The sequence below is a fragment of the Shewanella gaetbuli genome, from assembly GCF_023284065.1.
GTDB lineage: Bacteria > Pseudomonadota > Gammaproteobacteria > Enterobacterales > Shewanellaceae > Shewanella > Shewanella gaetbuli.
Genome location: NZ_JAKIKP010000001.1, coordinates 136,329 through 157,780, shown reverse-complemented (window position 1 = coordinate 157,780; position 21,452 = coordinate 136,329). Strand labels below are relative to the sequence as shown.

Annotated in this window: 15 protein-coding genes and 1 tRNA gene; 7 read left to right on the top strand and 9 right to left on the bottom strand. The window is 38.9% G+C overall.

Annotated features, from left to right (window positions below; translation table 11 throughout):
• Positions 1-21 precede the first annotated feature (21 nt).
• Together L2672_RS00670 and L2672_RS00665 are read right to left on the bottom strand one after the other, a co-directional pair.
• Positions 22-3,801, bottom strand: a complete 3,780-nt coding sequence (locus L2672_RS00670; RefSeq protein WP_248993906.1) for a S8 family serine peptidase — start codon at positions 3,799-3,801, stop codon at positions 22-24.
• A 183-nt stretch (positions 3,802-3,984) separates the two neighbouring features.
• Positions 3,985-6,090 carry a winged helix-turn-helix domain-containing protein gene (locus L2672_RS00665; protein WP_248993905.1) on the bottom strand — a complete coding sequence of 702 codons (2,106 nt, stop codon included), beginning with the start codon at positions 6,088-6,090 and terminating at the stop codon, positions 3,985-3,987.
• Between the two features lie 796 nt (positions 6,091-6,886).
• On the opposite strand from L2672_RS00665, the gene L2672_RS00660 reads away from it, so the two are divergent.
• The gene (locus L2672_RS00660; RefSeq protein WP_248993904.1) at positions 6,887-8,974 is read left to right on the top strand and encodes a hypothetical protein; all 2,088 of its coding nucleotides are present in this window, start codon (positions 6,887-6,889) and stop codon (positions 8,972-8,974) included.
• Between the two features lie 104 nt (positions 8,975-9,078).
• On the opposite strand, the gene ybaK is transcribed toward L2672_RS00660, so the two are convergent.
• Positions 9,079-9,549, bottom strand: a complete 471-nt coding sequence (gene ybaK / locus L2672_RS00655) for a Cys-tRNA(Pro) deacylase (RefSeq protein WP_248993903.1) — start codon at positions 9,547-9,549, stop codon at positions 9,079-9,081.
• 274 nt (positions 9,550-9,823) lie between these two features.
• Here ybaK and L2672_RS00650 point away from each other — a divergent pair, with 274 nt between their 5' ends.
• A complete protein-coding gene (locus L2672_RS00650; protein WP_248993902.1) occupies positions 9,824-10,531 on the top strand; it encodes a YccT family protein in 708 nt (235 codons plus the stop codon).
• A gap of 124 nt (positions 10,532-10,655) precedes the next feature.
• On the opposite strand, the gene dbpA is transcribed toward L2672_RS00650, so the two are convergent.
• Complete coding sequence (gene dbpA / locus L2672_RS00645; protein WP_248994287.1) at positions 10,656-11,975, bottom strand: ATP-dependent RNA helicase DbpA; 1,320 nt, start codon at positions 11,973-11,975, stop codon at positions 10,656-10,658.
• Between the two features lie 200 nt (positions 11,976-12,175).
• Positions 12,176-13,042, bottom strand: coding sequence for a pirin family protein (locus tag L2672_RS00640; RefSeq protein ID WP_248993901.1), 867 nt, complete (start codon positions 13,040-13,042; stop codon positions 12,176-12,178).
• A gap of 196 nt (positions 13,043-13,238) precedes the next feature.
• Here L2672_RS00640 and L2672_RS00635 point away from each other — a divergent pair, with 196 nt between their 5' ends.
• A complete protein-coding gene (locus L2672_RS00635; protein WP_248993900.1) occupies positions 13,239-13,643 on the top strand; it encodes a hypothetical protein in 405 nt (134 codons plus the stop codon).
• A gap of 78 nt (positions 13,644-13,721) precedes the next feature.
• Here L2672_RS00635 and L2672_RS00630 read toward each other — a convergent pair whose 3' ends face one another.
• Both L2672_RS00630 and L2672_RS00625 read right to left on the bottom strand, forming a co-directional pair.
• On the bottom strand, positions 13,722-13,958 hold the full coding sequence (locus L2672_RS00630) for a hypothetical protein (RefSeq protein WP_248993899.1): 237 nt from the start codon (positions 13,956-13,958) through the stop codon (positions 13,722-13,724).
• A 635-nt stretch (positions 13,959-14,593) separates the two neighbouring features.
• Positions 14,594-14,678 (bottom strand) — tRNA-Leu (locus tag L2672_RS00625).
• Between the two features lie 336 nt (positions 14,679-15,014).
• Here L2672_RS00625 and L2672_RS00620 point away from each other — a divergent pair.
• Positions 15,015-15,152, top strand: a complete 138-nt coding sequence (locus tag L2672_RS00620) for a DUF3149 domain-containing protein (RefSeq protein WP_248993898.1) — start codon at positions 15,015-15,017, stop codon at positions 15,150-15,152.
• 185 nt (positions 15,153-15,337) lie between these two features.
• Here L2672_RS00620 and L2672_RS00615 read toward each other — a convergent pair whose 3' ends face one another.
• Positions 15,338-15,895 carry a superinfection exclusion B family protein gene (locus L2672_RS00615; RefSeq protein ID WP_420833110.1) on the bottom strand — a complete coding sequence of 186 codons (558 nt, stop codon included), beginning with the start codon at positions 15,893-15,895 and terminating at the stop codon, positions 15,338-15,340.
• 265 nt (positions 15,896-16,160) lie between these two features.
• Between L2672_RS00615 and L2672_RS00610 the strand changes: the two genes are divergently transcribed.
• Positions 16,161-17,774: a sensor histidine kinase gene (locus L2672_RS00610; protein ID WP_248993896.1), complete on the top strand. Its 1,614-nt coding sequence runs from the start codon at positions 16,161-16,163 to the stop codon at positions 17,772-17,774.
• A 49-nt stretch (positions 17,775-17,823) separates the two neighbouring features.
• On the opposite strand, the gene tcdA is transcribed toward L2672_RS00610, so the two are convergent.
• Positions 17,824-18,636 (bottom strand): tRNA cyclic N6-threonylcarbamoyladenosine(37) synthase TcdA, encoded by an 813-nt coding sequence (gene tcdA, locus L2672_RS00605; protein WP_248994286.1) that lies wholly within the window; start codon positions 18,634-18,636, stop codon positions 17,824-17,826.
• Between the two features lie 442 nt (positions 18,637-19,078).
• Here tcdA and L2672_RS00600 point away from each other — a divergent pair, with 442 nt between their 5' ends.
• Positions 19,079-20,134 carry a porin gene (locus tag L2672_RS00600; RefSeq protein WP_248993895.1) on the top strand — a complete coding sequence of 352 codons (1,056 nt, stop codon included), beginning with the start codon at positions 19,079-19,081 and terminating at the stop codon, positions 20,132-20,134.
• Between the two features lie 282 nt (positions 20,135-20,416).
• Positions 20,417-21,445 (top strand): porin, encoded by a 1,029-nt coding sequence (locus L2672_RS00595; protein WP_248993894.1) that lies wholly within the window; start codon positions 20,417-20,419, stop codon positions 21,443-21,445.
• Positions 21,446-21,452: the final 7 nt, after the last annotated feature.

Below are 21,452 nucleotides of genomic sequence, written 5' to 3'. Positions count from 1 at the left end.
ATATGAGTTTTCCCTAATCAGTTACGAGCGGCGACGTAAGCCAATAAAGCCAGCAAGTATCAATGATAACCAACCAAGGCTACCACCAGAGTCTTTTTCTGTTGCTTCGGCTTCAACCTGCACAGAATGGCTAACTTCATGCTCTCCATCAGAAGCGGTAATGGTTAATGTATGCGAGCCAGCTTGTGCAACGGTACCCACAACATTCATGCCATTTAATGCTAATGATGAGAAACCATCACCCGATAAGCTGTAGCTTAATGGGTTACCCTCTCTTTCAATAAATAAGCCTGTGATATTAAGACCAAATGTAGCACTACCGCCTTCAGTGAAACTTAATGTTGGCACAGATAACTTAGCTGCTACGTCAGGGTTAACTTCAGGCATGATGTCGTTAATATCAGTAACACGCACAACAACAGTAGCTGCTAAACCGACATTTTGGCCCTTCTTAGTTTGAATCTTAACTTTATATTCAGTTTGATTTTCAAAATCTAAGGCTTCAGGGTTTTGAACATATAGCTCACCTGTAGCTTGGTTAATCGCAAATGGTGTACCAGGCAATGAGTTAACAATCATTAACTCAAACTCTTCATAGCTTGTTGGGCCATATGAGAAGAAACCTTGAGTATCTAGCTCAATTTTACCTACAACATCTTGGAATTGAGCATTTTCTGCGATTTCAAACTCTTGATTATCAGCCACTTTAGCAATGATTGAACCATCTAAATCTAAGTATTGGTTGAAACCAATTTCAAAGAAATCATCATTACTACTCATAACCATAAAGCCTTTCGGCGCAGAATTACCATCTAAACTGAACATCTCAGGTGCTGTTACTGATGCGATATAAATTTCTTCACCAGGTTGCGCGGTAAACTTGCGAGAGAAGTCTTTAACCGCAACATCTTCATAAGTTTCACCCTCTTCTTTTGCAGCAAAACCAACTTGGACAGTACGATCATCTGGTGACAATGAACACACTTCTTCACCTGTCATCCAATCAAAGTAGCAAGACTCAATCTGGCCATAGTAGCCACCTTTTACAGGGTTAAATTGAGTAATTGGCTCACCAGGCTTTTTACCTGCGTGACGATCTGTTTCGATGTGAAAACCTAAGTTTTGATCAAAATCTTCCACACTATCTAGTTCATGATGGAATAAATCTTCAACACAAACTTGCGATACAACGTTACGGCCATTGTTAGCAAAGTAAGTTGGTACACTGGCTTGTTTGTAACGAGCACCAGGGTTTGTCCAGTCATATTCGACATTATAATCGATAACATATGTCACTGGCTGGCCTTCATCATTTAACTCAACAAATGGTTGGTTAATAATGTCAGCATCATTCCAGATACTGCCGCCTCTAAAGCTTTTATCCCATTCATTATCTTTAACAATGTATTCATGGAATAAATCATAGAAGAATAAACGAGAACCAATTTTGTCTGCATAATTAGCAATTGCCATTTGTGCAGGTTGGAAAAAGTTTACTGCTACGCTGATTTTTTTACCTGTTACAGTACACATTGCATCATCAAGCATTGTCGCACCAACAGCACGAATTTTGTGGCCTTTAACATCTTCAAGTTCTGTCGGTTCATTTGGATTATGAATTAACAGAGGAAACGCTTGAAATGTCGTTTCAGTTTGTGAGTTATTCACAAAAGATGATACGAGTGAAAAATAACCTGAGAAGCCAAATTCAGACTCAGATGGATACAAAGCTTGACCCCAATCAAGTTGCACATACTCTGTCATACCTAAATCAGGGTTCCAGCCTAAACGCTTTGGAAACTCCATAGCTTGAGGGCGCTTGGTAATAGTCGTATTGTTACGCGCTTTAACCATCCAACCTAAATTAAGTGCAGGTTTGTCATCTGCAGTTAACTTAATAAAGCCATTTAACTCAGTTGAGGTTAAGTTAGCATCGGTGTGATCAGCGGTCATCATTAATGGCCACTTAGGTAGTTTTGTGCCATCAATAGTAATGCTAACAGGCACTTTTACAGTTGAGTTAGCTGGAACACTTACTGTTTCAGGTAAGTTGACCATTAATGCTTCATGAGCAGCTTTTTCACCATTTTGAATAAACTCAACGGCATAAGTTTGCGCTGTATCAGATAAGTTACGAATAGTCACTTGCTTGTGAATGACTTTAACTTTATCCACCTCATGCATACCAAACTGAATATATGGTTGATAAGACTCAGATTCCCACATAATCAATGGGCTTGAAACTGCAGCATCAACATTTTCAACACCGTGGCCTACAGATAAAATCTCTGCCATTGTCATGCCGTCATCACGGTATATACCTTCATTAACTGCGGTATTAGCTAATAATGCTTTAATTTCTGCAGGACCAAATGATGGGTAATGACTCTTAACAACAGCGGCAGCAGCAGCCATACGCGCTGCAGCAACTAATGCCCCTGAGCGTGTACCGGTTTTAGATGCTGTCTCATCAGCGTTAGAAATTTTTACAACAGACTGTTCATCTGAATGAGTCACAACTTCAGGTTTTAAAGCTAATGAACCACGAACTGGCCCCATCACTCCCCAAGTTGGTACAGCTAAGTCTCCATTATCATTTTGCTCAACAGCACCCACAGTCATCACTGAAGTCGGTGAACCTTCAATTGATATCCAACCACGGTGCTTAGACTGTGCTTCTCCACGCAATGAATACTCACCATACTCACCAGCATGAGTAACAACGGTAACCCCCATAGCGGATACTTTTTCTAACAATAATTGTAAAGGGGTAACACCTGCGTTGCCATCGATATCAAAGAATGCACCAGCACCGCTGGCTTCCATTAATACCACATCTAAATGGTCAGAAAAGTCGCCATCTTCATTTGGATCTAATGCATACTCTAATGCATCTATGATTGTGTTAACGAAAGGACCTGAACCGTATGTAGGGCTAACGTTGTAAACTTTTAATGCATGTAATTCTGCACCTGGTGCAAGCTGGTGAACAACACTGGCAAGCTCAGTACCTAAGCCCGTTGGATACTCCCAACCATTCCATGATTCATATGTATAATTTTGATCTATAGGGTTAGTATCTTTACCAAAATTTTCACCCTTAAAATCCATACCACCAACAACTACGCTTGTTGGGAAACCATCATATTCAATCGCACCGTTGGCTAAAGCGTCAAGGTAGCTGCCTTTAGCAGGTGGCACTTCAGGATCAGAATCATCACCATAAACACCTGAACCACCAAAGATTGGTAACGTGTAATCAATACCGGTCGAAATAATAGCAACGCTAACACCTGCGCCAGCAGTTTCACTACCGGTGTATGGCTGCATTAGCTCAATTTCTTCTGCGCTTGCAATCGCCGCGTTTGTTTGAGCATTTTCTAGGCTGATATTTTGGTTAGTTGGAACCACTGAGCTGCGGTCAGCATGGAAAACATTTTTAACACCTGGTAAGGCTCTAATTGCAGCGAGGTTTTGTGGATTAACTTCAATGGTAACGATATTGGCAAGTAGTTGAGAACTAGAAATCAGTTTTGCATTGCCGCCATCAATTTGATTAACCTGCTCAAAAAATGCTTTTTGCGCTTGTTTAATTTGTTCGACTTCTTTTTGTAATAAAGCGCGATTAGTATTTGATAGGTCCGTTTGTTGCTCTAAATAAAAAGTATATGGAGTGCGCTCAATTGATTGAGTTTGCCCAAAAGCGACAAGGGTACTTTCTGTTTGTGTGCTTGCCAGAACAGCGCCTGAAATCAGCGCTGAAGTGACACACATTGCTATTGTGCATTTTTTAAAATTCATTTCTATTCCTTCAATGTTATTAATTATATTAAGGACTTTTCCAGACCTTTAACCAATTAGTAACTCGACAGGAACAACACCACAATAAGCTTAACCTCGTTTTATCATCGTATTTTAATCTCTTTATGTCTTTTTTAGGTCTTTTTTATATCTAATTTGTTTTAAAACAAACCCTTATAAATGTTACCGAAATGTAAACCCGACTATATCTGCTTCGTTTGCCACCTTTAAAGTCAGTAACATTGACTGCTTATCTGCACTGGAAATACCAAAAAATTTACGAATATTATTTGCAGGAAAACTCATGACTGTATCAATATTGTTATCAGAGTTAATTCGTAACACTTTGTCGCTTTGGTTTGTTCTTGAGACAAAATAAACTGCATCATCTTCATGATAAAAAGCACCAAAATCATATTTAGCTAATTTATCAGTAACCAAAGATACGTCGTTTGTTGCTACATCTAACTTCCACAGACCATTTAAATTAAATTTTGAGAAGTACAAGGTGTTAGGCGTCGCACCTTCAACCACATAATTGGCCTGGGTCAAATTAAGCTTAGTCAGCGATTTATCAGTAAGATGATATTGATAAATGGCACTTTCTTGGTCAGTAAAACCTTTAAAATAAATTGACTGACCGTCTTTGGCCCAACTCAAGTTTTCAGCAGACAAGTTTTGTAAATCAATCACTTCAAATAACTCTGACTCTATGTCGCCTAAATAAAGCACTTGGTTGTCCTCTTTGTGTACAGGCACCACAAATTTACCACTGGTTGGTGACATTGCAGCCACCCCGGCATTACCCATATTTTTGGTCAAGCTTTTACTGGTGACCTGATTATTTTTCCAAATGCCCCACAACTTTGAACGGTTAGATAAAAAGATAATATCGTCAGTAGTTGTAGAGTAACGTGCATACATATCACGTGAAGAAGAGGATATTTTGCGCACATTCTGCTGACCGTCATAACTCAGTTGGCCAATATACTCTTTTGAAATGTGCTCACTTATATACAAGGTATTCGTGGCATCAGAGAAGGTCACATTACTTGGCATACCTGAATGCGCCACCGAAAAAACCACTTCACCAGACAGGGTTACCTTAGTAATGGTTAAGGCTGAGTTTTCAATATGATTCACATAAAATGCATCGCCTATTGTGCTGTAATCAAAATCTACAATGGTGACTTTATTTGTTATTACATCAACAATATTATCCTGTTCGCTGAGCTCATTAGCCGTGTTCAAAATCAGCAAACTCATTTGCATTGAAGTGCTTTTTTCACGAATAAATGCCAATTTTTGAGGTTCATTTAATGGGTGAGGAGCAAAGTCGATTTCATTCTTTTGTGGAAATGACAGCTGTTTAACGCTGTTATCCTCTAGTGAATAGGAAAACAAGGCGACACGATCTGATAGCTGTTTAGAAAAAATGACCGCATTGTCATCGGTTTTAGACCAAGTTAACACCCTTTTAAAAGGCAGGTAAAAACAACCATCTGCAACAAACCTATCGGTATTTTGCAGTAAATTTCTTACCCTAACTTCGCACCCACCATTCGGTAACACCCGTATATAAGCGAGTTTGTCATCTGCTTTTGACCAAGCAGGTGAAGCCTCTTCATACTCACCAAAAGAAATTAACGTTAATGATGAATCCGCGCGCGCAAGATCTTTAATATAAATTTTTCCGGGTAAGTCACCAGAGCGCCATTGCATTGCTAACTGTTGGCCATTATTAGAAACCGCAATGTGCTCTTCTACCCCTTCAAAATTAGTTATTTTTTGCTTAGTAGGCGAAACAATAGTGAGCACATTTTTGTTTTTTTTCTCAGGCAATAATCGCTCATAACCTAAGTAACCAATTAATACTAAACAAGCAATGATGACGCCAAATGAAGTTTTAAGCTGATTAAACTTCATTGGCTTAGACGCGATGAACGGTTGCTCAGCTTTAGTGTCTTGAAATGTTTGAATCGGTAGCACAAGTTGATAACCCAATTTAGGTAGAGTCAGCAGTACTTCATCTTCAATGGCTAAATCTTTAAATGCTTTCCTTAACAACCAAACTGAATTAGTAAACCCTTTCTCACCTACACCTTGGTTTCCTTCCCAAATACTTTCAATCGCCTGTTGTCTTGAAACTATATGTTCATCATTTTCAATAAACAGCTTCAATAACTCATAGACTTTTGCTGAAAGCTTGACCACTTCATCCTTGTGGGTCAGTGACATGACATTGGTGTCTAATATGCATTCACCAATTTTATACTGTGTCGCAGTCATGTTAACTCCACGTTTATGTTTACCTTTATATACCTATAGTAATGAGTAATTAAGAATACCTTAAACAATATGCAACGGAATCTGCAAAGTAGAAACTTAAACACTTGTTAGAAAAGAAAAAGATATAAGTTACATTTTGTATCCCTAACATAAAGATGCATTAGCACTGACATTTTAAGCTACCTCAATCACCCAATCAGTTCATCGAGCCTGAAATAGTCACAGCTAAACTTGCCGATTAGGTTAACTGACTTGTAAAAAAAATGTTACTTATTTAATGCTATTTGTGCAGATTAGCGAGTAGTCGTCTTGATGCTATAACACGCTTATAAATGACTAAAAAACACCTAAACATCCTATAACATACCGATACCGTTGATTATTTGACAAGTTCATAAGAAATAACTCACTGTTCATAATAAGAAAATTATTCACAAAAAATATGAGACAGAATAATGACACATAATTGTTAAAAAATTTGTAAAGTTTGTATCAGTTAGGTTATCTTGTGTGCGGCGAAGGAAGCGCGCGCATGCAAACCGTCATTCACAACAAATAATAATTAAGTGAATTAGGGTTTACTTGTAACAATAAAAACAGGGTAACCATTTGTAAAACCAGTGAATTAACATTCACTCATCCCGTCATGCGTCCGCTAAAAACTCAGCGAAAGAACCATACTGATAACGATATTTCACGCCGAGTTAGCTTGAAAACCAGCAAGCATGCAGCAACAGAACTGCATAAATAACAAACACAACTTTAATTGTCTTATGATTCTGAAGGGATGAATACAATGAGCCAAGCTAGTCAACCTAGCCAACAAAATATCATTATCGAAGAAATCAAGAATCGTGTTCTTGAAGTGGATGCTCTTCGTCATGGTACTAAACATCCTGATCATATGGAGTTACCGCTAGATTACATACAGGCCTTAGATGACATCACTACCATTGAGCGAGAAGATATAGAAGAAATTGCTCGTGAAGTGATTGCAAAACATAAGAATATCACTCGCGTTGTACCACATAAAAAAACTAAATCTAAACAGCGTGACCTCAATCATTGGCTGATCAATATTTCATTATTGCTTATTGTCAGTGTAGCAATAAAAGTGTTATTTCTTGATGATGGTAGCCCAAAAGATCCTAATGAAAAAACCTTAGCAATTCGTATTGCTTCAACAGACTTTGGTGCACTAAAACAAGATGCTTCAAATACCTTAAATCAGATTGTTGATTCTGCAAGCAATCTTGTTGACAGCGCCAAAGAGGCGATACCAAACATTGATTTAAGCTCACAAGAACAGAGCCCAACTCATACCGTTATAACATCAGCAGAAACTGAAGAATTAGATAGCAAAGCAAATGAAAACATCTCAGCTGAAACGACCATTGCAATACAAAGCGCTGGCAACATTATAACCGCTGGTGAGCAACCCATTAATGAGGCACCTGTTTCAGCCGAAACACATCATATTGAGCCACAACAAATCGTTGAAGAAATTGCAGACGTTAATTTACCCGTAAAGGTTATTGAAGAAGTGACAGTAGCAAACACTGAAGTCAATCAAGTTGTTAGCGAAAAAGTGATTGTTGATAAAGCTGAAACTGATATTGCTCAGGTAGACCAAACTGTACAAACGAGCACTAAAGAAGTTAAATCTGAAATTAAAATTGACACTAAAACTGCCTTAGTGGCTCAGCCTAGCAATGAAGAAATTAATAGTAAATCGGCTGAGATAGAGGTTGTAGAGTCCCCAAAAACTAACTCAGAAGAAATTAATGCTGCAACAACAGAAACCGAAATTGCTCAACTAGACGCCATAAAGGATAACCCTATAGTGGTGGCCCTAGAGGCACAAAAAATAGAAGAAATTGAAGTAGTAGAAAAAATAGAAGAAATAGCGGTTACTTCGGAAAAAACTGAAATCGTGCCACAAGAGACTCCAACCGCAGCTGAAGTCGTGGAGACAATTGGCAATACTGATACTGTTACTGATATTGTTACTGAGATTGTTACGGATATTGATACTGAAAATACTGACACAGAAGTTGCACTGACTGAAACGATTCAAATAGCCCCCTCTGAAGCCATCCATGAAGCTCAACCTATTCCAGTCGTCATTGTTGATGTGGAAACTCCCACTATTGGAAACTCAATGCCAATCTCAACTGCGCCAATAGAGTTTGTTGATGAAGATGTTATCAGCAACGTGGAACAAGTTGCTGATGTGACTAGCATGGCAATTGCTGACCGAGTTGTTCTACCCGCTGTAGCCACTGAACAACAAAACGTTAGTACCACTGTAAATGCATCTGCCAATAATACTTCGCAAGTCATGCGAAGAACCTTAAATAACCAAGAGTCCATTGATGAAGTAACCCAACAATTAATTGCTTCCCAGCAAGCACCTGTGACTCAAATAGCGGCAACCAGTTTAACTAAGGTAGAAGACAAAAAAACAGTAGAAACGCCAGTAAATGGCAGTTACCAAGGGTTAAATTTAAAACTGCAATTGAACTCTATTGTAGATTTATCACAGTTAGCCAAAATATCCGTTGCCGACTTTTACCTATACCAATCAAGACTACCAAAGCCTGATGATAATATTGACTTACCGGTGAATGACTTAACATCTCATCCGTTAATCAACGATTTATACCTAACCGAATCTAGTGACATTGTGGTGAAGTTGGCAAAGTATTATGGTGAAGACTCACGGCTCACTTTTACGCCAAATATTGGTACTGAAAACAATTTTATCCATTGGAAATGTTTAGCCCAAATTGAGCCGTCAGTATTAACAGGCCCAGAAACATCGCCTTGCGACTTAATAAAAAGTGCTACTAATACCAACGCCACTGATACAAGCAAACTGTAAGCTAATGCAAGGTGAAACCAAGCTAGCAATGAATTATTGCTAGCTTGGTTTTTACGAGTTTTCGTTATAAAAAAGCTAGTAATAACAAGGCATAGTGATAAAAGTCAGTCATTAATAATATCAACAAACTTTGCAGTCAATAAGCTTTGTAAATCAATTGGCGACATCTGTAATTCTAAGCCCCGCTTTCCTGCACTAAAATAAATTTGCGCAAGCGCTTCAGCACTTTGATGAATCACAGTAGTCAGGCGCTTTTTTTGCCCTAATGGGCTCACGCCGCCTAAAATATATCCGGTGGTTCGCTCCACTAATGCACTATCAGCCATTTGCACTTTTTTAGCTTTTATCGCCTTGGCGACTTTTTTCAGGTTTAACTGATGCTCTACCGGTAAAATAGCCACCACAAGCTGTTTGCTGTCAGTGGATACCACTAAGGTTTTAAATACTAAAGCTGGGTCAACTTGTAATTTTTCAGCGGCTTCCAATCCATAAGACTGGGCACTGGGGTCGTGTTGATACTCATGTAATTGATAAGGCAGTTGGTGTTTTTTAACTAAATTTACCGCTGGGGTCATAACATTTTACCTAAAGATGACATGCCTTAATTCACTAGTGTGTCACACTTTTCATAAGAATTAAGGCTATACTCAGTTGTCTTTTATACCAATCACCATAAGTAAGCTTACAGAAATAGCGTAGGAAAATACTTGATAACAAGGCTGATTTTTTTGATAAGCAATTATTGTACTATCAAAAAATCTAACGCCGTTATCGAGTATTTTAACAAGCTAGGGTGATCAGTTAATTATTACAATTAGTATTACTATTGTTTCAACACAGGATAATTGAATGAATAAGTTTATTGCCATCATCGTCGTCACATTTAGCTTAATTCCTAGCACAATAATGGCGGCATCTTTAACGATTCCAAACAATGTTAATGTACTTGTTCATAATGGCAAATCCATTGAAGTAAAAAATAACTTACCTCTTGCTATAGGGCTAAACCAAATTGCCTTTCGCTATCAAGGTTCATACCGTGAAAGAGGCAACCAAGAGCAGTTTGAATCTGAAGTGGTTATTGTTAATTTTAACGCCAAAGACCAACAATATCGCATTGAGCTACCGACAATTCGTAATAATCGAGCTGAAAACAATTTCAATAAAAATCCAAATGTTGTCATTAAAAGCGCTGACCAACAAGTGAGTTTAACCCTAGATGTACTGTTAAAAAGTGGCTTACAGATAGGCCGAGACTATCAAGATGAAATGGCACAATATAACCAAATGGAGCAAGTTGCTTCGGTTCAGCAATTTATCCCGCTAACATCGAACGCAATAAATGATAGCCACGCCACTGTTGCTACAACCACTCAAACGACGACTTCAATTGTTGCGCCAACGGCCGTAGCAATCGCAGCTGACACCGCTAACGACAGCAAGGCTGTGCCAAAAACCATTGAGCAAGACCAAGCTGAAATTCGCCAAATGCTCGACTATTGGTACAGTAAAGCTAACGAACAAACTCGGGCGGAATTTAAGCAAGCCATAAAATAACCCCTCAAATACTTACACCCCAACCTGCTTAAAAACAAAAAAGAACCATTAAGGTTCTTTTTTTGTTTGGGTCACGACAAGGCTTTACTTACCCAGCCACTAAGTAACCAATTACAAAAAACTATTACATAAACCATGCTCGGCAGGTTTTACCTTTTAACCGGCCTTTAGTAATTTTATTTAATGCTTTTTTGGCTACATGACGTGAAACCGCAACATAAGCACGAATATCAGTGACTTTAATTTTACCAATATCGTTAAACTCAATGCCGTTATCGCCCGTTAACGCACCCACAATATCACCAGGGCGAATTTTCTGCTTCTTACCCGCGTCAATTTGAATGGTTTGCATTAGGGCTTCAAGCGGGGCTTTATTCAATACACTTAATGCAGGTAAAGTCGATGGGGTGATTTCTTTATCTAATGCTTCTTCAATCATTGCCATTTTGTAGCCATCACTTTCACCAAAAAAGCTATAGGCTGCACCTTGGCTACCGGCGCGTCCGGTACGGCCTATACGGTGAATATGGACTTCAGTGTCATAAGCTAAGTGATAGTTAAATACCGCATCTAATGCGTCAATATCTAAACCACGGGCGGCCACATCAGTTGCCACTAAAATACGGGCACTTTTATTAGCAAATTGCAGTAGCATTTGGTCACGATCACGTTGCTCTAAATCGCCATGTAAAGCTAAAACGCTAAAACCAAATTCACTCAACGAATCAGCCACTTGCTGGGTTTCACGTTTAGTATTACAGAACACCACTGCACTTTCTGGTTGCTTATCTAGCAGTAATAACCTTAGGGCTTCTAAACGACCTTGGTTATCTTCAATACGGTAAAAATGCTGCTCGATGGTTAAATTGTCATGGGTAGACTCTACCTTAACCATAACAGGCTTATACATAATACGTTCAGCAATAGATTGAATCTGCTCAGGGAAAGTGGCACTAAATAATAAGGTTTGGCGCTGATGTGGCGTTTGCTCAATAATGGCGTCAATATGTTCTTGAAAGCCCATTTCAAGCATACGATCAGCTTCATCTAATACCAACATATTCACATTGCTTAAGTCTAAGCGGTTGCGATCTAAATGATCAATAATTCGCCCTGGTGTACCCACAATAATATGTGCGCCATGTTCAAGAGAGCCGATTTGTGGCCCCATAGGTACACCTCCACACAAGGTAAGCACTTTAACGTTATGAATGCCTCGCGCTAAAGTACGCACTTCTTTGGCTACTTGATCGGCTAATTCGCGTGTTGGACACAATACTAAGGTTTGAATTCGAAAACGTTTCACTTCTAGCTTATTTAACAAACCTAAGCCAAATGCGGCGGTTTTACCTGAGCCGGTTTTTCCTTGGCCAATAACATCATCACCCGCCAAAATATGCGGTAAGCTTTCGGCTTGAATTTGAGTCATAGTGTCATAACCCATAGTGCTAAGGTTATCTGTTAACTCGGTTTTTAACTTTAATGATGAAAATGCCTGACGGGCAACTTGCGATGGTGACTGGCTCAAAGGAATATCCTGTGCTGAAACGCTAACGGAAAACAAAAAGGCCAAAGTGAAAAACTTTGACCACAACTATGGCTATTATACCAACAAACCTTAAAAATTGCCTGCCTATTGTTTTATCATAAGTGGCCAAAACGCCCCTGTTGATAATCATCAATGGCTTGTTCAATTTCAGCTTGGGTGTTCATCACAAATGGCCCCATGTGAACTATTGGCTCATTAATGGGTGTGCCAGCCAAAATTAAGCCCCCTAACCCCGCATTGCCACCACAAAATTGGGCTAATACTTGAGGGTTGATGGTTAACATACTTCCTGCAGTATAAATCTCTGTTTTAAAATCACTTTCTATTTTCAGCTCACCTTGATACAGGTAAATATTAACACTTTGATAGCCACTTAAATCAATTGCCACTTTAGTGTTAGCTGTAAGAGTTAAGTCGGCAATTGCGGCATTGCCCGCTAACCCCTTTATATGCGTATTGGTAGCAACAGTTGCAACATCATCTGCAAACTGCCACTGACCTGCTAAGGCAATTAATTTAGCGCCATTTTTATGCTCAATAACGGGGCTTGGGTGTTGGGTTGTATCAAAATACCGTGCAGGGTTCATTTTATCTTTGGCAGGCATATTTAACCAAATTTGAAACCCATGAAGGCCATCTGTAGCATCAGATAAAGGCATTTCAGAATGAATCACACCACTGCCGGTGCTCATCCATTGAACATCACCCGCTCGAATAGCTCTGACGTTTCCCATATGATCGCGATGTTCAAAACCGCCTTTTAAAATATAGGTAAAGGTTTCAATCCCTCTATGCGGATGCGGTGGAAACCCACCAATAAAATCTTGGCTATCATTTGACTTAATTTCATCTAGCATCAAAAAAGGGTCTAGGCTGACTTTATTAAAATCAGCCACACGATTAATGTTAACACCATCACCATCTTGTGCGGCTTTAGCACGCAGTTTACTAATGACTTGCATTGCAACCTCTACTCACGTTTACATCGATTTTTGTAGCCTACCAACCTATTATATTCATTAAAATCATATTAAAACTGCTTTATTATTCGATTTAATAGAAAGAAAATAATTAAAACACTCAACAATATCGATAAATTATTGCGCCAGACAACGCTGTCATGTTATCAATGTGTAAAACTAATTGATGGGGATGTTTATGTCAGTTGAGCACGGAGAGTTTACAATTGCTGTTGAAGGACGAGTAATAAAATCAAAAATGATCGGCTCGTTTAATGAATACGGAGCTCACAGATATACCTGTGCCGTTATCGAAATTGTGAAGTCTTTCAACCAACAACCCTTCGCTATGCTGATTGATAATTCTGAGTTACTTGGCGGCACACCTGAAGCATACCAAGTGTTAGAAGAGTATAATATTTGGGTCAACCAACAAAATATGCAGGGCAAAGCCTTTGTTTTTCCTGCCGCCATTATGGCCACCATCATGAAAAATTTAGCCCCGTCCATGCGTGCCGACAATATAAAAATATTTAGCTCCATGTCTGACGCAACCAATTGGATAGCATCAACCCTAGCTGAATGTGAATCAGTTAATGCCTAGGAGTCACTCGTATTATTAATATCGTGTTGATGCAATGCGAACAGATTTAGTTGGTTAATCGCCAGCAAAATATAATCTTCATTCCGGTAAAGCTTGTGGGCCGGAATCTGTTGGTAAAACCTCAAAAAGTAAAAACAGATCCTCGATAAAAGACCTCGAGGATGACGGGTTTGGGTATTTCGAAGGTGACGGGGTATCAAGCGTCATTCCGGTAAAGTTTATATCAATCGTCATTCCGGTAAAGCTTATATCAATCGTCATTCCGACGATGCTTATATCAACCGTCATTCCGGTAAAGCTTATCTCAATCGTCATTCCGGCAAAGCTTGTGGGCCGGAATCTGTTGGTTAAGCCTCAAAACCTAAAAACAGATCCTCGATAAAAGACCTCGAGGATGACGAGTTGGGGTATTTCGAAAGTGACGGGGTATCAACCGTCATTCCGGCGACGCTTATATCAATAGTTATTCCGGTAAAACTTATCTCAACCGTCATTCCGGTAAAGCTTGTGGGCCGGAATCTCCTTGTTAAGCCCCAAAACCTAAAAACAGATCCTCGATAAAAGATCTCGAGGATGACGGGTTGGGTTATTTCGAAGGTGACGGGGCATCAATCGTCATTCCGGCGATGCTTGTGGGCCGGAATCTTTTGGTTAAGCCTCAAAAACTAAAAACAGATCCTCGATAAAAGATCTCGAGGATGACGGAATTGGGATCAGACTCAGCCATATATGAGTTGTCAATTAAGCGTTGAACAATGGTGTAATAAGCTTCAAAACCAGTACGAAAATTACCATGCTGCTCCCACATCGCCACAAAGCCGACAGAGTATTTCGGCGTTAAAGCTACCTCATGAATTGACGTGATGGTCGAGAAAGTGAAATTGAAGAGCGATTTTGATATGCCAGAAACAACAAAGCCTCAACATAAGTCGAGGCTTTATTTTAAATAGTGGTACCGGTGGGCGGACTTGAACCGCCACTCCCGAAGGAAACGGATTTTGAATCCGTCGTGTCTACCAATTTCACCACACCGGCACTAAACAAAACTGATAAGGTTCAGTTAAGTGACCGGAATTATACCCATGCCTCAGACAATCGCAAGCCCTTTGATTGGAGTTTCTAGACAATTATGTGTGAACGCTTAAAATCTCAGCGCTAAATTAAACCCGTGATAATAAATTCAATATTGTGGAGCTGAATTAACCTCTCGTTATATAGCCGCTTCTGTTACTCATTCAACTTATGCAACAAAGATCACATTTCAACAACAACCTAACTAATGAATAGCACCAAATATTGATCGAGATCAGCAATGTTAATTTAAAGCAGCATTATGATAACCATGACTTCACAATTAAAAGGAAAATTATCATGGCATTTTGGTTAGATTTAATGTTTGGTAACCCGATTGGGTTAATGTCGATGATTGTTATTTTTTCAACATTCGGCATTATTTCGTATCTAATGTGGATGTTTGTTGTGAAGTCTGCCCCCTCCAATAATGAATAATGGTGTAACACCGATTTTATTATTCATATTGTGTTTTTGAGCGTCATTTTTGTTCTTTTTAGTTTAATTTTGAAACATTTTAGGGGCTAATTTAGCCCCTTTTTTATATCTCACAGCCCCATTCTATTACCTGAAAAGTAAGACCATAAATGGGTTTTAGACTAAGAACCTCAACCCATTAAACCCTACGCTGCATGTTTACGGGGTTGTACTAAACCATTAATAAAATGAGGCCGTGTTTTTATTAGGTAGCTTAACTCTTCTGGCGTTGGCTCCCCTGCCGGTAATCTAAGAACATCACGATTTAAATAAATTCTTGCTGACATGGATATTTTGTATTCTGCAGTAGGGCCTTGTATGGCGTAATGTCGCTCATTGCCTACTTTTTCCAAAATATTAGTCTCCAGTAAACTTTTTACGGCTAACTCATTTTGCGGTAACGCGAGCAGAGTAGCACCTTGTAAAAAAAACTCTCTTAATAATGCGCGTTCTGCTGGGTCTAATAATTTCACTTTGGCTTCGATGGTTTCAACGGTGCGTTTCTTTTGTAAATGCTGAATTGACTCGTCAGTAATAAAACTCACAAGCTGACTTAAAAAGTAAGCTGCACCAATGATTAACCCTAATCCAATGATAAAGTTATATTGCATAACAAAATCAGCCAATGAAAGTTGCTGTAATAAGGCCTGAGGAGCAAACATTAACCCGACACAAACAATAACCAGCCACAACATTACGCTCATAAAACTCCGTTTAACATTGCTTACATCAATTGCTTTAATCATGATTTCTCTCATATTTCACCTGGCGTCAGAAAATTGAACCGCTAAACTGAGAAAGCAAAAACAATGCCATAAATCCACGTCAAAAATTAGTGTAAATATTCAGCAATGAGTTAGTTGCAGATGTTGAAAAAAACAACAACCCATTTGTGAATAAATAGTGGCTTAAATGTTGTTTTTGCACTAACTTAAATCTATAAGCTATTAGAAAAATTACACAAATACTATGTTCACATTTTCAAGACAACTTTTTACGAGTCCTATCGGTCGACAACTTATGTTGTCGATCGTCCTTTTTAGCTCCTTAATCACCTTAGTGACTACGGTTTATCAGTTATTTAATGACTACAACAGTGATGTGGATCGAATCGATAGAGCTTTTTCAAGTATCGAAAAGGTCAACTTGGAAGTGTTAGCGTCAAGTATTTGGGTTATTGATGAACGCTTGATAAACACTCAACTTGATGGATTGAGTCAATTACCTGACATTAACTACATACTCATTAAAGATGACAGCGGCCAAGAATGGTCGGCGGGTGAATTTCAACAAACCTCTACCATAGAAAAACAATTCGACCTAATTTATAGCAACTCAAGTAATGTCAAAGTTGGCACACTCTTGGTTCAAGCTGACCTAAATATTATTTATGACCGACTCTACGACAAAGCCATCATTATTTTATTATCTAATGCGATTAAAACCTTCCTTGTTGCAGGATTTATTCTATTTTTAGTATGGCTAAACATCACTCAACACCTACTCAAGCTGGGTCAATATTGTGACAAAATTAGTTTAAATAGCCCCTTTAAGCCACTTGCGTTTAATCGCACTGACAAACAAGACGAGTTTAGCTTAGTGGCTAGGGCAATAAATACCATGCAAGAGCAGGTTAGAGCCTCATTTGCAGAAGTACAAGAATCTAAAAAAGCCTTACAAGATGCCTTAGAAGATCGTGAGCGTTTACTAGAACTTGAACGCAGCTACAAAGACGAATTAGCTAGACAAGTAAAAGAACAAACTCAAGAGTTAGAGCAATCGTTATTAATCTTGAAGCGTGCGCAAGAAGTATTAGTTGAAAAAGAAAAAATGGCAGCGTTAGGTGGCTTAGTTTCTGGTTTGGCACATGAAATTAATACCCCTATCGGCATTTGTTTGACGGCTGCAAGCTCTCAATTATCTCATGTTGAAGACCTTATTGAATTGATTCATAGTGAAGATGCAACCTTAGAAGAAATCAATCGAATTTTAGAAGAGTACCAACAAAGCTGTCAGCTCATTGTCAATAATATCACTCGAGCCAGCACCTTAATTCAAAAATTCAAAACGGTTGCTGCTGAACAACGTCATGAAAAAAATACTGAGTTCAATTTAAAAGCCAAACTTGAAGATATTGTCGACTCAGCTCAAATAATGTTTTCACCACAACATGTTGATATAACAATGGATGTGTCAGAGGATATTAATATCAATAGCAACATCAATCTCCTTAACCAAATCATCACTAATATCATCTCCAATGCCTATACTCATGCATTTAAAGGCGTAGAACATAGTAAAATTTACATCAAGGTCACCCTTGAGAAAGATGACGTTACCATTGAAATTCAAAATAATGGCTTGAGTATTCCTGATGATGTAGCGGAACATATGTTCGAACCGTTTTACACCACCACAAGAAATAAAGGTGGCATCGGCTTAGGTTTAGCAGCAGCATTTAATGCCGCGACCTTAATACATGGCAAAATAGATTTTGAGCCAATATCACCATTAGGAGGCCCCATGTTTATTGTGAGCTTTCCTAATCAACCAGAGCAAGAAGTGACTGAATCATTAAGCTAAAAATTTCTAGCTTACAAGCTTTTAACTTAAACCCTTTAACTTTAGGCAGTTACTTTTTTACTTTGTCGGCAAGTTTTGACAATACCCTTCCTACAGCCATAAATCCAAAGGTGCCGGTTACTATAGTGACGGCACCAAAACCTGAAGCACAATCCATTCTCATGCTCCCCTCTGCGGTAGCCTTGGTGGCACACACACTTCCATCAGCCTGGGGATAAACTAAGTGCTGTGTTGAAAATACCGCATCAATGGCAAATCTACGCTGTAGGTTTTTACTGAAACCATATTCTTTACGTAAAATATTACGCACTTTAGCCAACAATGGGTCTTGAACAGTCTTGGCTAAATCAGTTAATTGAATTTGGCTGGGGTCGGTTTGCCCCCCTGCACCACCAATGGTAATCAACGGGACTTTATTACGCTTACAATGGGCAATTAACGCGGCTTTTTGTTTAACGGCATCAATACAATCAATCACATAATCAATTCGTTCAACCGCAACATTGGCATGAGTTCTTGGAAAATAATCATTCAAATTATCAAGGGTGATAAAGTCTTCAACCTCAACTACTTCACAGTCAGGGTTTATGTCTTTGATTCGTTGCGCCATCACTTCAACCTTTGATTGCCCAATGGTTTGAGCTAAAGCATGAATTTGACGATTGGTGTTGGTCACGCAAATATCATCTAAATCAATTAACGTTATTTTACCAATACCGCTTCTTGCAAGCGCTTCCGCTACCCAAGTACCTACTCCACCAATGCCCACTACCACGACATGAGCGTTAGCAAAAGCTTGCAGCGCAGGTTGTCCATATAAACGGCCAATACCCGCAAAACGATTAATATAAGCTTCTGACAACATGCTTGTTCCTAATAATGGCACTGAAATTAAAGAGGCTTATTTTAACTGAGTAAGCAAAAAAGCTAAATGGCTATTGCCAATAAACCATAATGTCTATTTGTCACAATTCACACGAGTAGATTACATACCAATCCACCGTGCCGGCTAACCAGACTGATACAATGATGAGTTAAAGGTTAATTAAGTTTATCACTGTGGTGAATTGATACGCTCAAGGCCTACCAAGAAAGACAAAACGTTATAAAGATGATAATCAAAATGCATTCAAGTTAATGTTTACAAAGGAAAAAAATATACTTTTGATCCAAATCACACTTTCCTAAAAGTAACTTTGTCAGACTGCCCCCGTGAATTAAAAAGTCAGTGTCCCCAACACTGGCCCCATAAATATAGTCACTTCGACTTAATAATCACTACCTTAATAAAGGAAGATGAAAAAATGAAAAAAAACCTAATTACGAGTGCTCTCCTTTCTTGTGCCGCGCTAACTTCTTTTAGTGCACTCGCAACTGGTCCACAGTTCTATGGACGTGCTGATCTAGCTTTAACAAACTCAAACGAAGGTATTGCTACACAAAACCAAAAAGATGGGCTTGTTATTGAAAACAACTTTTCATGGTTAGGTGTTAAAGGCTCTGAAAAAATCAGTGACGCTGTAGAAGTGCTTTACCAAATGGAGTTTGGTGTTTCAAACTTTGATAACTCTGGTAGCACTTTTGCTGCCCGTAACAGCTTTATTGGTATTAAAACGGCTGCAGGTACGGCTTTAGTGGGTCGTAATGACACCGTATTTAAATCAGCTGAAGGTGGTTTCGATTTATTTGGTAACACCAACTCTGACATCGATATTTTAGTCGCTGGTCAAAATCGTGAAGCGGATGGTTTTACTTATTACTCACCAAAAATTGCCGATGTTATGACCTTAAATGGTACCTATCTAATCGACGATAACCATGTTGATTCAAAAGGCAATAAGATTTCAGCAGACTCAATGTATGCCGTTAGCGCAACCTTTGGTGATAAAGCCTTTAAATCACATAACTTCTATGCTGCTGCGGCTTACCAAGACGGTATTAGCAACATTGAAGCTTACCGTGGTGTAATTCAAGGTAAAATTGGCAATGTGATCATTGGTGGTTTATACCAACACAGCGAAAGCAAAGATGCTGATTTAGCACACTTAAAAGGTGACAGCTACATCATCAATGCCGCTTATGTAATGGATAATCTAAAACTAAAAGCTTCTTTCGGTAGTGACAACTCAGGCTTAGGTAAGTACGTAAGCCGTTATGTTGGCCAAGATGATTCAGCCACTATGCAAACCGTAAGTGATGTTGATCTACAGCAATTCAGCGTGGGTGCAGATTACCGTCTAAGCAAAAATACTTTAGTCTATGGTCACTACACCAAGTACGATGGTGACATGTTAGTCGATACCATTAAAGCTGATTTAAGTGACGACATTGTGACTGTTGGCGTACGTTTAGACTTCTAAACTTTTTCACTATCCCTTTATAAAACGGCCATTGTTGGCCGTTTTTTTATTCTCATGTTAAAGCCTCCCTCCTAAAGTTTCACAGTAAAGTATCGACCAGATCACAGTTTTGCAACAACACCGGTATGTAAAGTGGAAAAGTTTGAACTTTCACACAAACTATCAACAACACAAATGTAAAATCCATAACTAGGTTGTTACACGGTCGGTTTGCGACAAAGTCACTATTAAAACCATTCTTAAAATGGAATCAAAGAACATGATGTTCTGGGAGAATGAAAGATGAAAAAAACCTTACTATCTGCGTCTGTAGCGTCAGTATTAGCAATTACGTCATTTGGGACGCTTGCTGACGGTCCTAATTTTTATGGTCGTTTAGATTTATCTATCACAAACTCTGATGGTTATACGTTACAAGGCGGAACTAACGGTGTCACTAAAGGGGAAAATGGCACCTATTTTGAGAATAACTTTTCAAATGTGGGTGTTAAAGGCAGTGAAAAAATTTCTGATGGTGTTGATGTTATTTACCAAATGGAATTTCAAGTAGAAAACACATCAGGTTCTGGTGATGTATTCAAGGCACGTAACACCTTTTTAGGCATTAAAGGTAGTGCAGGTTCTTTATTAGTCGGTCGTAATGATACCGTATTCAAGCAAGCTGAAGGCGGAATTGATTTATTTGGTAACACCAACGCCGATATCGACCGTATTGTAGGTGGTCAAACACGTAGTGCTGACGGTGTTTGGTATTACTCGCCAATGATTGCTGACATCTTAACCATTAATGCCACTTACTTAATGGAAGACAATCAAGATTCTGATGAAGCTCAATATGCAGTGAGTGCAACATTAGGTGATAAGAAATTCAAAAACCACAACTTCTATGTTGCCGGTGCCTACAATAAAGCCATTGGTGGCATTGATGCATATCGTCTAGTTGCGCAAGGCAAAATAGGCAATTTTAAGGTTGGTGGTTTATACCAAAACTCTGAAAGCGTTGCAGATGATTCAGTTGATGGTAACTCTTATATCGTTAATTTATCTTACAACCTAAACGGCGTTAACTTAAAAGCCGAATATGGTATGGATGACGCAGGTTTTGGTAAGTACTATAAAGCGGCTTCTGGCACTGGTGGTACAGACATTAATGTACAAAACATTACTGTAGGTGCTGATTACCGCATCACTAAATCTACGCTAGTTTTCGCTCACTATGCAATGTACGAGGGTGATTACAAAGTGGCTGACGCAAAAATGGATTTAGATGATGATAATGTATTCTCAGTCGGTATGCGTTACGACTTCTAATCGCTAA

Bases quoted from the DNA above. Each gene is read 5' to 3' on its own strand.
- L2672_RS00670 (WP_248993906.1), bottom strand. From the start codon at position 3,801: ATGAATTTTAAAAAATGCACAATAGCAATGTGTGTCACTTCAGCGCTG.
- L2672_RS00665 (WP_248993905.1), bottom strand. From the start codon at position 6,090: ATGACTGCGACACAGTATAAAATTGGTGAATGCATATTAGACACCAAT.
- L2672_RS00660 (WP_248993904.1), top strand. From the start codon at position 6,887: ATGAGCCAAGCTAGTCAACCTAGCCAACAAAATATCATTATCGAAGAA.
- ybaK (WP_248993903.1), bottom strand. From the start codon at position 9,549: ATGACCCCAGCGGTAAATTTAGTTAAAAAACACCAACTGCCTTATCAA.
- L2672_RS00650 (WP_248993902.1), top strand. From the start codon at position 9,824: ATGAATAAGTTTATTGCCATCATCGTCGTCACATTTAGCTTAATTCCT.
- dbpA (WP_248994287.1), bottom strand. From the start codon at position 11,975: ATGGGTTATGACACTATGACTCAAATTCAAGCCGAAAGCTTACCGCAT.
- L2672_RS00640 (WP_248993901.1), bottom strand. From the start codon at position 13,042: ATGCAAGTCATTAGTAAACTGCGTGCTAAAGCCGCACAAGATGGTGAT.
- L2672_RS00635 (WP_248993900.1), top strand. From the start codon at position 13,239: ATGTCAGTTGAGCACGGAGAGTTTACAATTGCTGTTGAAGGACGAGTA.
- L2672_RS00630 (WP_248993899.1), bottom strand. From the start codon at position 13,958: ATGACGATTGAGATAAGCTTTACCGGAATGACGGTTGATATAAGCATC.
- L2672_RS00620 (WP_248993898.1), top strand. From the start codon at position 15,015: ATGGCATTTTGGTTAGATTTAATGTTTGGTAACCCGATTGGGTTAATG.
- L2672_RS00615 (WP_420833110.1), bottom strand. From the start codon at position 15,895: ATGAGCGTAATGTTGTGGCTGGTTATTGTTTGTGTCGGGTTAATGTTT.
- L2672_RS00610 (WP_248993896.1), top strand. From the start codon at position 16,161: ATGTTCACATTTTCAAGACAACTTTTTACGAGTCCTATCGGTCGACAA.
- L2672_RS00600 (WP_248993895.1), top strand. From the start codon at position 19,079: ATGAAAAAAAACCTAATTACGAGTGCTCTCCTTTCTTGTGCCGCGCTA.
- L2672_RS00595 (WP_248993894.1), top strand. From the start codon at position 20,417: ATGAAAAAAACCTTACTATCTGCGTCTGTAGCGTCAGTATTAGCAATT.